Here is an 11,497-nt window from a genome sequence, read left to right on the forward strand (position 1 = left end):
ACAGTGTTGGCAAGGCCCGGAACATCATTGGTCTATTGTCGCAGACCGTGCTTTGCATGAATATGAAAATTTAGCAGAGTGGCTGATAACTGCTAAATGTTGCTAAAGACCTGGATTATCCAGCGCGCTGTCGGACAGCGACCAGCTTTGATCGCGTTTCGGTAATAGTCGCAACGCATCAGGCAAGGTTGGATAAAATGACAATAAACCGTCAACAGGCCGCACCTTGGCTTTCGCCAGCGTTTTCAGTACCTGGAATTGCAGATCTACCAGCATCACGTGGCAGTCTGTTTTAGCCGTTGCGGCCAGAAACTTATCAAAGGCTGCCAGGCCACCGGCATCCAGCAAAGTCACGCCATCCATCAGCAGTACCACTTGCTGTTGCTCTTTACTCAACAACGCCAGTTCAGCAAAGACCCGGTCTGCGGCGGCAAAAAACAATGGTCCGCTGATGCGGAACACTTTATGGCCGGGTGCCAGTTTTTCGCTGACCAGCTTCGGGTTCTCTGTCACGTCCGACACCTTGGTCATTTCGGCGACTTCGCGCACAAATAACAGTGCCGCAATGATGATGCCGCAACTGATCGCGATCACCATGTCAAAGAGCACAGTAAATGAGAAACAGACCGCGAACACCAATACGTCGCTGCGCGGAGACGTATTGATCAAATGCAATGCTTTAGGCGCTTCACTCATATTCCAGGCGACCACCAATAACAACGCGGCCATGCCTGCCAATGGCAGATAACTGAGTAGCGGCGCCAATGCAAAAAGCGCCAGCAGGACCACGCCCGCATGCACCATGCCAGATACAGGTGAGACCGCACCTGCCCGGACATTAGCCGCTGAACGGGCCAATGCTGCGGTTGCTGTGATGCCACCAAAAAATGGCGCAACGATATTACCAATGCCCTGCCCCAGTAATTCGCTGTTTGCACTATGACGCCGGCCAGTCATGCCATCCAGCACCATGGCACAGAGCAGCGATTCGATCGCCCCCAGCATCGCCATGGCAAAAGCAGCCGTCAGCAGGTCTTTGATTAGTTGTGAGCTCCACACCAACGGCTGACCATCGGCGCCCGGCAATAACCAGGGCCATTGCAGGCTCGGCAACATATCCGGGATGCCGGCGGCGAGCGAACCATCGGCCGCGGTGTAATGAAATCTGCTGCCAATCGTTTCGACCGGATAGCCGAAATGATTTAACACCAGTGCCAATAAAGTGGCGATGATCACCGCAGGTAAATGCGGCGGAATACGGCTGCCGAGCTTAGGCCATAGCAACATCAGCCACAGCGTAACGGCAGCGACCAGCATCGCCGGCCAATGTGCCGTGTCTGCCGCTTTCAGCAGCACCTGCAGCTTTTCCAGATAATGTTCCGGCATCGTTTCAACACTGAGGCCAAATAAATCGCGCAGCTGTAACGTCGCAATGACCACAGCAATGCCGGCGGTAAAGCCTAATGTCACCGCTTCAGGGATGTATTGGATAAAACGGCCAAGCCGCAGCACCGCCATTGCCACCAAAATGCCGCCAGACAGCATAGTGGCGAGCAATAAGCCGCCAAGACCGTACTTTTGCACGACCGGATATAAAATGACGATAAAAGCCGCAGTCGGGCCAGAGATGCTGTAACGCGAACCGCCACAGAGTGGGATCAGAAAACCGGCAATAATCGCCGTGTACAAACCATATTGCGGCGGCACGCCACAGGCAATGGCCAAGGCCATCGCCAACGGGATAGCAATAATGCCGACGCTGATACCAGCCAGAATGTCTTTGCCAAGCTCGGAAAAACCATAACCTTCTGCCGCCGCTTCACGCAGCGCATGAAAAAACCGCAAAGAAAACAAATGAGCACGGTGCGACATCAGACAGCCTCACAACCCTAAAACTCTATTGTAGGGTTAAAATCAGGGTGCCAGAAATTTGTTTTGGATCTTTTGCAGGATTTTCCAGCGGTTAGGATCGAGTAACAAAGCCCAGATACTGAGTTCAAACAAGGTTTTTAGCGTCAGTTTAATTGCATGCTGATGTTGATAAATCCAGGGTTTGCTTTCGCCGTAAAATGCCGGGTCCATGGTATAAATCACGTATTCCATCGCCTGCAAACAGGCAATCAATGATGAAAAAGCCAGCAACAGCGCCATCAGATACACCTGGGGGACATAACCCTGACGTTTTGCCCGAAATAATTTCAGCAATGCAGAATCATCATGATAATGCACGATACAAAACGCCATCACTAAATCTATCAGTGCCGAACATAGGTAATACACCAGAGCAGTATCCAGCGTTTTCAGGAAATAAGAGATCGGGAACTGCAGTAACTTTATAAACACGATCAACAACAGCAGTGGCAGGATCTGCCGGCGTTGCAGACTGAACAAAGCAATGATGGCAATAGAACCAAAAGAAATCAGTCGTTCAAAGTCGGGCTGATGGTTCAGATAAAATGGAGCCGCCATTGCAATGATACATAACAAAGTGGCGGCTGTATTTCTTAGATAGTCTGATGTCTGATTCACAGAACCTGCATTTGTCCAAATTTTAGTTTTTGATCCAGATTGGACCGTCGCTGTCACCGATATGTAATGCGCTGACAACGCCATCGTTCGATTTCAGTGAAATACCGCCGCTGACTTGCGCCAGTTCAGTTGAATTTAACTCGACCAGCTCTGCTGATTGTTCTTGTTTTGATACTGGAAACAGAGCTGCGAACAGTTTTGATTTTGCATTGAATTTCATGATGAGTAAATCCCTTAATTGTAAAGATTATTTGGTTTGGATTCTAAGTTCCCTGACCCGGATCATGCAGATCCAGCGGGTGCAAGTTGAAATTGCAAAGTCAGTGCCAGCTGCTCATCAATACAATAAAATATGATTTTATCTATATATTTCAATTCCTTAAAAATACACCCTGGAATACAACACAGCAAATCAGCCTACATTGGCCACAGATCCGACCTCAAGCGGCGATATTTTTCCGCCGCTGCCGGGACTGCTTGCCGCATTTTGCCGCCGCTTAACTGTCAAGATTTTGTCACTGCACCCATCAGCTGCGGCAAAATGCCACACCACGCAATGTGCAAAGAGCGGATATAGTCAATGCTGACTCAGTACAGCGTGCATTGGACCGTGACTTTTTACGGCCGACTGCGTAGTCTGAACCTGTCAGTTTTTTGCAACGGGCGCTTAGCGCCCGCTTTTTTTGAGAGCGCTTTATGCTGCCCGTTCTGCTCAGCCCCGAGTCAAAATCTCATAGTCAAATCAAGCAATTACAGAAATTTCGCTGGGGCTTGGTCGGCACAACTTATTTAGCCGCGTTGGCAGCCTGGACATTTAATTATCCAGTCAGCAGTTGGCCATTAATGCTGTTGTTATTGTCATTGTACGGTTGTACTAACCTGTCCCTGGTGTGGTTGCCTGGTGCGGCGCAACACCCGCATCGGATCTTCGCACTGGCGATCCTGTACGATCTGAGCTTATTTACCCTGATGCTGGCTTTGTCCGGTGGCGCCGGTAATGGTCTGATTGCCTTGTTGTTATTACCAGTCGCTGTCAGTGCCGTGTTGTTGCCGCGTCGCATCGCCTTATTGACGGCGACACTGGCGGTTACCTGCTATCTGCTACTGGCGATCTTGTTGCCTCTGAGTCAGGTGGATCCGCACACCGGCCAGCTGATTTATGACCCGCATGCAGCGCACCGCAGTCATCAGGTTTTTATCGATGGCGCAGAGCAAAGCCTGGGGATGCCTGAACAATTCAGCGCACATCTATGGCAAATGGCCTGGGCTTTTGCCTTGTCAGCGTTTTTTATTGCCGCTTTTGGCAGTGCACAGGCCCGGTTGGTGCGGCAGAAGAGCCGGGAATTGTACCAGTTACAACAACAGCAATATCAACAGGAACAGATGCTGGCCGTGGCAACTTATGCGGCGAACGCGGCACATGATCTCGCGACCCCACTACAAAATCTGACCCTGTTGACCGACGAATTGAGCGACAGCCCGCCAGATCCCGCTCTGCTGGCTGACCTGCGTGGAGAAGTGCGCCGCTGTCAGCATATTGTCCAGCAACTGCGGCAAAATGCGCTGCAGCTGCGTCAGCCACAAACCAGGGAAGCACTCTGTCTGGTGGCACAACGGGCCTTAAAACTATGGCTGGTGAGCCGGCCCGAGATCAGTCTGACGCTGGAAGAACACACAGACCATACTGAAAATCCGATCTCTGACGCGTTGGCGTGGTCTGCCGCCTTATTTAACATTTTGGACAATGCTGCGGACGCCAGTCTGGCTCAGCAGCAACCGAGGATCGATGTCCGGCTAAGCCAGCACCAGCAGCAATTTAGTCTGCAAATCAGAGACTTCGGCCAGGGATTATCGGCAGAGCAGCTGGCCACTTTGGGCAAAACACCTTATGACAATGCTGAAGGCCTCGGCCTTGGCCAATTTTTGGCAAACAGCACCATTGAACGCTGTGGTGGCCAGGTGTTGCGGCGCCAGGCTGAAGGGGCCGGCCTTATCACTGAAATCCGTTTTCCGGCAAAGGACGTCTGATGAAACTGACTTTATTAGATGATGATGAGACCTTGTTGCGCACTCTGCAGCGTCGTTTCACTGCAGCCGGTCATCAGGTCCATACATTTTCCACACCGCCGTCACTGCCAGAACTGCTGGCGACCGTAGCTGACGTCTGGCTGATTGATTTGCGCTTTGGTGATACCTCAGGCCTCAACTACATAGCCCCACTGCGTGCAGCGCTGCCCGAATGCCGCATTTTGTTGCTGACGGGTTTTGCCAGTATTGCCACCGCAGTGCAGGCGGTAAAACTTGGCGCCGACGATTATCTGACTAAACCTGTTGATTTTGCAGTGTTATTGCAGGCACTCAGCAGCGAGCCCAATAGGCCCGTAACGGGCGAACAATGTGTTGAAGACCAAGAGACTTTATTGTCGGCCGACCAAATGGAATGGGAACATATTCAGCGCGTCCTGGCGCAGCAAGATGGCAATATCAGTCAGACCGCACGGTTACTTGGTATGCACCGGCGTACCTTGCAGCGCAAGCTGCTGAAACACAGACCCGGCTAAGTTGCCGGGTCTGGTCGTTCACAAAACATCAGAGACGCACTCAGGCGCGCGGATTGGCCCAGGCGGCAGCTTGTGCCTGACTGTGCCTGGCGGCTTTGGCAGCGGCAATTTGCTGACGGGCCAGGATCGCGAGGTCAGCGTGAATGCCACCTGCAGTGACCTGACGGCCAGCACCTGGCCCTTTTAGCACCAGCGGATTAGCCTGATACCAGTCACTCTCAATGACAAACACATTATCGCAGGCCTGGATCGCCGCCAGCGGATGATCAGGTGCCACTGTCAGCAGCTCGACCCGGGCTTGCGGGCCTTGTGGAGTCACTGTCAGCGTTGCGACATACCGCAGCACTTTACCGGCCGCTTGAGCGCGGGCATAAGTATCGGCAAGAGCATTGTCGAGCTCGGCCCGACGCGCCCAGAACTCGTCCCAGCTCAGCGTATCCAAACCGGCCGGCAGCAACGGCGTTAATGCGATGTCGCTGATATCCAGGCTAAGACCCAGCTCCCGCGCCAACACCAGTAATTTACGTTGTACGTCTTTGCCGGACAGATCGTCACGCGGATCCGGCTCAGTTAATCCCTCCGCCTGCGCCTGCAGCACAAACTCGGAGAAAGGCGCACTGCCGTCGTATTTGCACAATAACCAGGACAAAGTGCCGGAGAAAATGCCACTGATTTGCTGGATCTGGTCACCGGAACTTTGTAACTCCTGCAACAGCCGCTGCACCGGTAAGCCGGCGCCACAAGTGGTATTGGCCTGCCAGCTGACCTGCTGTTCTGCTACTGCGGCGATGATCTGCTGATACTGCGGCAATGGCAGCGTGACGCCTTGTTTATTGGCGCTGATCAGATGGCAACCGGTACGGACGATATCAACATAATCTTCGGCAAAACTGCGGCTTGGCGTGATATCGACCAATACTTTGGGATCCGGTAACCCGGTCAGATAATCCAGCAGATCCTGCTTTTGATATGGTGCTGCAGTGGCTAAGGTTTGCTGCCAGTCGGCAACATTGATCTGGTCACTAAACTCAGCCCGACGCGAATTAAACAAACCGGCCAGGCGCAATTCAATTTGACCGGCATAAGCTTGTTGCTGTTTCGCTAACAGGCTCAAAAACTCTGAGCCGACATTGCCGGTCCCTGCCACCACAATATTCAGCCGCACTGTGCTTGGCAGCAGCAACTGGTGTAATTCGGTCAGTTCGTTGGCCGTCAGCGCCGGGCTAAATAACCACAATGCCAGTTCGTCATCCTGGAAACTATGCACCGGTTGTTGCCGTTCCAGCCAATGCGCGGCCTGCAGCGGCAGCTGGCGTTGTTGGCGGGCGGCCGGTTTGAGCCAGGCGACGGCATAAAATTGTTCAGAGCTGACGCGTGGGTAAATTTGTTGCTGACCAAGGAACTGCAACAAAACTTCCAGATTTTTCTGCGCCACCAGCCATTGTTTGCCGTTGGTTGCCGGCGCGGCAAAGACCGGAAACTGTAATGCCGCCGCCGCTTGTTGCGGACTGACTTTACAATGCGCCGGTAATGTCAGCAGCACAGCATCAGCCAGATCTGTGACAAATTGCACTTCAATCGCACTCTGACGGCTGACACGGCAACCCGGTTGCTCCGGTTCATAACTACTGCGCACAATCAGTTCCGCCGGATGTTGCAGCAGTGGATTCAGCGTTTTGGCATGCAGTACCGGATTGCCCAGCTCCGCCAGCCGGATCGCCAGTGGCCACGGCACCTGGCGGTATGCACGCGCAGACGGCACTTTACGTGGATCAGCACTGTAGATCGCATCCACATCTGTCCAGATATGTACGGCATCGGCTTTGATCAGCGCTCCGACTATCGTCGCCGAATAATCACTGCCGTTGCGGCCCAATGTGATGCTGTTATGCTGCGCATCACGGGCAATAAAGCCAGTGACGACATTAAATCCGCGTTGCTGCAGCGGGGCCAATAATGCGGCCGATTGCTGCCACAGTACTTGCGCATCACCAAGCGGTTGCAGTTCAAGGCGTAAAAAATCACGGGCATCAATGGCTTGGGCTTCATTGCCACGCTCTGTCAGTACCGCACTTAACAACAAAGCTGATAATTTCTCACCGGTCGCCAGTACTTCATTGTGCTGACCCGCCTGTACCAACGCCGGCAGCTGCGCCAGCCAGTTATTTAGCGTATTCAGTGCCTGTGGTGCAGTTAACGCGGTTAGAGTCCGATTGACCAGTAAGCGCAGCTGCGCCGACAGTTGCTGCCATTGGGTGTCAAAACTACCTGCATCCGCTGCAGCAGCGATTAGATCCAGCAAATGGTCGGTGGTATCGCCCGGCGCCGATACGACGACCCAGGCACTGCGTTGCGGTTGCTGCAGCAGAATATCTGCCACGGCATGAAAACGTTCGGCGGTGGCCAGGCTGCTGCCACCGAATTTATGTACGATGACCTTGTCGGCCTCGGCGGAAAGTTGTTGTAGTGCCATGATCATTACCAAAAAGCGGCCAGGGCTGGATTCAGCCGGAATTGTTGTTCGTTGTGTGCGTTTGCCGGTTTGACTGCGCCCGGTGCAGTGTCATGACCTGCTGCGGCGTTGCCACCATCTGCCCGGATTGCCACTGCAACGGCAGTAAATGCCTGCTCCAGATCGGCCAGCAAATCGCGTGGATCTTCAATGCCGACCGACAGACGGATTAATGTCGGGCCTATGCCGGCGGTTTTTTGCGCGGCGGCGTCCATCGACGCATGTGTCATAGTGCCGGGATGGCAAATCAGGCTTTCAATACCACCTAACGATTGTGCCAGCGTGAAACACTCCAGCGCGGCAAAAAAAACAGCCAGATATTTGGCATCTGCCGCTAAATCAAAGCTGATCATGGCGCCAAAGCCATGTTGTTGCGCTTTGGCAATGGCATGGCCCGGATGGTCTTTTAAGCCCGGATAATAAATCTTACCGGCCAGCGGTTGCTGTTGCAGGTAGTCCACCACCAATGCAGCATTTTCCTGATGCGCTTTGATCCGCGGTAACAAAGTGCGGATGCCGCGCAGTGTCAGATGCGAATCAAAGGCACCGGCGGTGACGCCGAGACAATTGGCCCACCATTTCAATTCATCACCCAATGCAGCGTCTTTCACAATCAAAGCGCCGCCGACAATATCACTGTGGCCATTTAAATATTTGGTGGTGGAATGCAACACCAAATCGGCGCCGAGCGCGATCGGGTTTTGCAGTGCCGGTGATAAAAAGGTGTTGTCGACCAGCACCAGTGCCTGCAGCGTTTTCGCCAGGTCACAGACAGCACGCACATCGGTGATTTGCAGCAACGGATTGCTTGGTGTTTCCAGCCAAATCAGTTTTGGTGCTGCGGCGCTGACCAGTTCTGCCCAGTTATCTTGCTGAAAATTGACGATCACTAACTTAAAGGCGCGTTTTTTATTGGCCAGATTGGTGAATAAGCGGTAGCTGCCACCGTAACAATCGTGCGGGATCACCAGAGTATCGTCCGGCGTCAGCACCTGTAGCGCCAGCACACAGGCCGACATGCCGGTATTGGTCACCAGAGCCTTGGCACCGCCTTCGAGTTGACACAACGCATCACCCAGCAGGTCACGGGTTGGGTTATTCGACCGTGAATAATCGTATTTTCCCGGCTGTTTAAACGCTGGTAATTCGTAGGTAGAGGTCAGATACATCGGCGGCGTCACGGCACCATACGCGGGGTCCTGCGCGATACCGGCGCGGGCTGCAACTGTGGCGGAGCGACGTGTGGACATATCAACCTCATACTTTTAGATGTTTAGACGGCTAAAAGTATACAGCGCCGAAAAAGGATGTCAAAACATTTAGACGTCTATCATGATTATTTCTTGCGCAGCGTTTGTTTATACGCGTATAAAGAGATAAAATTTCGGGCCAAAACGCACAACAAATAATTAAATCAAGGTACAACTATGGCAAAGTGGAATGGTGAATACGTTCACCCCTATGCAGAACACGGCAAGAAATCAGAACAGGTGAAGAAAATCACCGTCTCCATCCCCCTGAATGTATTAAAAGTTTTAACTGATGAGCGCACCCGCCGCCAGGTCAACAACTTACGCCACGCCACCAACAGCGAATTATTATGCGAAGCTTTTTTGCATGCATTTACCGGCCAGCCACTGCCTGCCGATGAAGATTTACGCAAAGATAACCCACATCAAATCCCAATCGAAGTGCGCAATATCCTGACCAGCATGGGTAAACCCATTCCGGACATTCAGGAAGCTGAATCAGACGAAGAATAAAGACCGACGCAACCGAAAAATTAACAACGACAGGTTGCCGCAAGAGTCGATAATAAATTCAAACAACAGGCATAAAAAAAAACCGCGGCTCGCCGCGGTTTTTCTTTTTATTGCAGCGGAAAAATCAGCTTTCCATATAGTGTTTTGGCATTGGGATGCGCGCGACACCTGAGGCGACAGCCGCATCGGCCACCGCTTTGGCCACGCGCGGCAACAGGCGTGGGTCCATTGGTTTTGGAATGATGTATTCAGCGCCAAATTCAAGCTTAGCGACCTGCGCGGCCTGTAACACTTCCGCAGGCACCGGCTCTTTGGCGATGGCGCGGATCGCATGCACAGCGGCAATCTTCATCTCATCGTTAATGACACTGGCCCGCACGTCTAATGCGCCGCGGAAAATAAACGGGAAACACAACACGTTATTGACCTGGTTCGGATAATCCGAACGGCCGGTGGCCATGATGATATCTTTGCGCTCGGCATGCGCCAGCTCTGGCTTTATTTCCGGATCCGGGTTTGAGCAGGCAAAAATCACCGGATTCGCCGCCATCAGTTTCAGCGCTTGTGGTGGCAATGCATCAGGCCCGGACACACCGATAAAGACATCTGCACCATCCAGTGCGTCTTCCAGCGTGCGTTTATCCGTGTTATTGGCAAACAAAGTTTTGTATTTGTTCAGATCTTCACGGCGGGTATGGATCACGCCTTTGGTGTCCAGCATGTAGATGTATTCGCGTTTGGCGCCGCATTTAATCAGCAGCTCCATACAAGCGATTGCGGCAGCGCCGGCGCCCATACAAACAATGGTGACTTTACGGATATCTTTGCCCTGAATTTCCAGCGCGTTTAACAGACCGGCCGCGGTGACAATGGCGGTGCCGTGTTGGTCGTCATGGAATACCGGAATATTGCAGCGTTTGATCAGCTCTTTTTCAATCTCAAAACATTCCGGCGATTTGATATCTTCGAGGTTAATACCGCCAAAAGTGTCGGCGATATTCGCTACTGTATTGATGAAATCTTCAGTGGTGCGGTGCGTCACTTCGATGTCAATCGAATCCAGATTGGCAAAACGCTTGAACAACAGCGCCTTACCTTCCATCACAGGTTTAGACGCCATCGGGCCCAGATTGCCTAGGCCTAAAATCGCGGTGCCATTGGTGATCACGGCCACCAGATTGCCTTTGCCTGTGTATTTGTAAACATTGTCGATGTCGTCGGCAATTTCGCGCACCGGCTCAGCGACACCGGGGCTGTAGGCCAGCGCTAAGTCTTTGACCGTCTCAGCCGGTTTGGTGATTTGAATGCCGATTTTGCCCGGCGTGGGATTGGCATGATAATCGAGCGCTGCTTTCCTGAAATCTGACATGGTAAGAGTCCTGAGGCTTAGCCCTGTGGGCTTTATGTTATTTGCCAATACTTTTGCGAGGGTAAGCGCAAAAGGCGGCCCATTGTAAAGAGCCTGACGCGGCATGCCTATTGACTTCACGCTGGTTGTACCTCTGTCCAGAGTGGCCTTGTGAACACAATAGTTGCCTTTTTACGTGGAGGAGCGGCGGAAAATGTCTGTGCACTTTTTGGCCATCAGGCTTGTTATAACAACTTTTGGCCGTGGTGCCAAGCGACAAAATCCCAAGAGGTAAGACCAGCAACCGCAATTTGCTTAAAGATGCAAGAAGCTGTCATGAAAAGGCAGATAGTTGTGCAGACTGGCTGAATTTACATGCACACTCGTAGCGAAGAATATCGCTAATTGATTGATTTTAAATAAACTAAATAGATTTCATTTCGAAGATGAATAAATAATAGCCAAACAGGTTATGCAATAAGTTACAGGCACAAAAAAAGCACCCGGAGGTGCTTTTTTGCGGTAACGCGACTGGATTATTTGGCGCCCAGTACTGCGAAACGTTTCTTGAAGCGGTCAACACGACCACCTACGTCCAGAACTTTTTGCTTACCTGTGTAGAACGGGTGGCAAGCTGAGCAAACGTCCAAGTGGATGTCTTTGCACAGTGCTGAACGGGTTTTGAATGCATTACCGCAAGTACAAGTTGCAGTGATTTCTTTGTATTCCGGGTGGATACCTGGTTTCATGGCTTACCTCGTTAGGCCGTATCGCTATCTGATCA

General features: G+C 52.1%; 10 protein-coding genes. 3 read left to right on the plus strand and 7 right to left on the minus strand.

Annotated elements, in window-relative coordinates; all coding sequences use genetic code 11:
* Positions 1-102: 102 nt before the first annotated feature.
* From dauA to ATY27_RS17820, 3 genes are read right to left on the minus strand one after another with little or no spacing between them, the layout of a single operon-like run.
* A complete protein-coding gene (gene dauA / locus ATY27_RS17810; RefSeq protein WP_208931962.1) occupies positions 103-1,872 on the minus strand; it encodes a C4-dicarboxylic acid transporter DauA in 1,770 nt (589 codons plus the stop codon).
* A gap of 42 nt (positions 1,873-1,914) precedes the next feature.
* Complete coding sequence (locus ATY27_RS17815; RefSeq protein ID WP_208931963.1) at positions 1,915-2,529, minus strand: hypothetical protein; 615 nt, start codon at positions 2,527-2,529, stop codon at positions 1,915-1,917.
* Between the two features lie 22 nt (positions 2,530-2,551).
* The gene (locus ATY27_RS17820; RefSeq protein ID WP_208931964.1) at positions 2,552-2,749 is read right to left on the minus strand and encodes a hypothetical protein; all 198 of its coding nucleotides are present in this window, start codon (positions 2,747-2,749) and stop codon (positions 2,552-2,554) included.
* 476 nt (positions 2,750-3,225) lie between these two features.
* On the opposite strand from ATY27_RS17820, the gene ATY27_RS17825 reads away from it, so the two are divergent.
* Together ATY27_RS17825 and ATY27_RS17830 are read left to right on the plus strand one after the other, a co-directional pair.
* A complete protein-coding gene (locus ATY27_RS17825; protein WP_208931965.1) occupies positions 3,226-4,557 on the plus strand; it encodes a HAMP domain-containing histidine kinase in 1,332 nt (443 codons plus the stop codon).
* Positions 4,557-5,090: a response regulator gene (locus ATY27_RS17830; RefSeq protein ID WP_208931966.1), complete on the plus strand. Its 534-nt coding sequence runs from the start codon at positions 4,557-4,559 to the stop codon at positions 5,088-5,090. The genes ATY27_RS17825 and ATY27_RS17830 overlap by 1 nt, the downstream gene beginning before the upstream one ends.
* Positions 5,091-5,130: 40 nt before the next feature.
* Here ATY27_RS17830 and metL read toward each other — a convergent pair whose 3' ends face one another.
* Together metL and metB are read right to left on the minus strand one after the other, a co-directional pair.
* A complete protein-coding gene (gene metL / locus ATY27_RS17835; RefSeq protein ID WP_208931967.1) occupies positions 5,131-7,563 on the minus strand; it encodes a bifunctional aspartate kinase/homoserine dehydrogenase II in 2,433 nt (810 codons plus the stop codon).
* 5 nt (positions 7,564-7,568) lie between these two features.
* Positions 7,569-8,852 carry a cystathionine gamma-synthase gene (gene metB, locus ATY27_RS17840; protein WP_208931968.1) on the minus strand — a complete coding sequence of 428 codons (1,284 nt, stop codon included), beginning with the start codon at positions 8,850-8,852 and terminating at the stop codon, positions 7,569-7,571.
* A gap of 177 nt (positions 8,853-9,029) precedes the next feature.
* Here metB and metJ point away from each other — a divergent pair, with 177 nt between their 5' ends.
* Positions 9,030-9,365 (plus strand): met regulon transcriptional regulator MetJ, encoded by a 336-nt coding sequence (gene metJ, locus ATY27_RS17845; RefSeq protein ID WP_031567174.1) that lies wholly within the window; start codon positions 9,030-9,032, stop codon positions 9,363-9,365.
* A gap of 124 nt (positions 9,366-9,489) precedes the next feature.
* Here the strand turns inward: metJ and ATY27_RS17850 are convergent, their stop codons facing one another.
* Positions 9,490-10,734 carry a malic enzyme-like NAD(P)-binding protein gene (locus ATY27_RS17850; protein WP_208931969.1) on the minus strand — a complete coding sequence of 415 codons (1,245 nt, stop codon included), beginning with the start codon at positions 10,732-10,734 and terminating at the stop codon, positions 9,490-9,492.
* Positions 10,735-11,249: 515 nt separating this feature from the next.
* Positions 11,250-11,462 (minus strand): 50S ribosomal protein L31, encoded by a 213-nt coding sequence (gene rpmE / locus ATY27_RS17855; RefSeq protein WP_208931970.1) that lies wholly within the window; start codon positions 11,460-11,462, stop codon positions 11,250-11,252.
* Positions 11,463-11,497: the final 35 nt, after the last annotated feature.

Source organism: Rheinheimera sp. F8, from assembly GCF_001518915.1.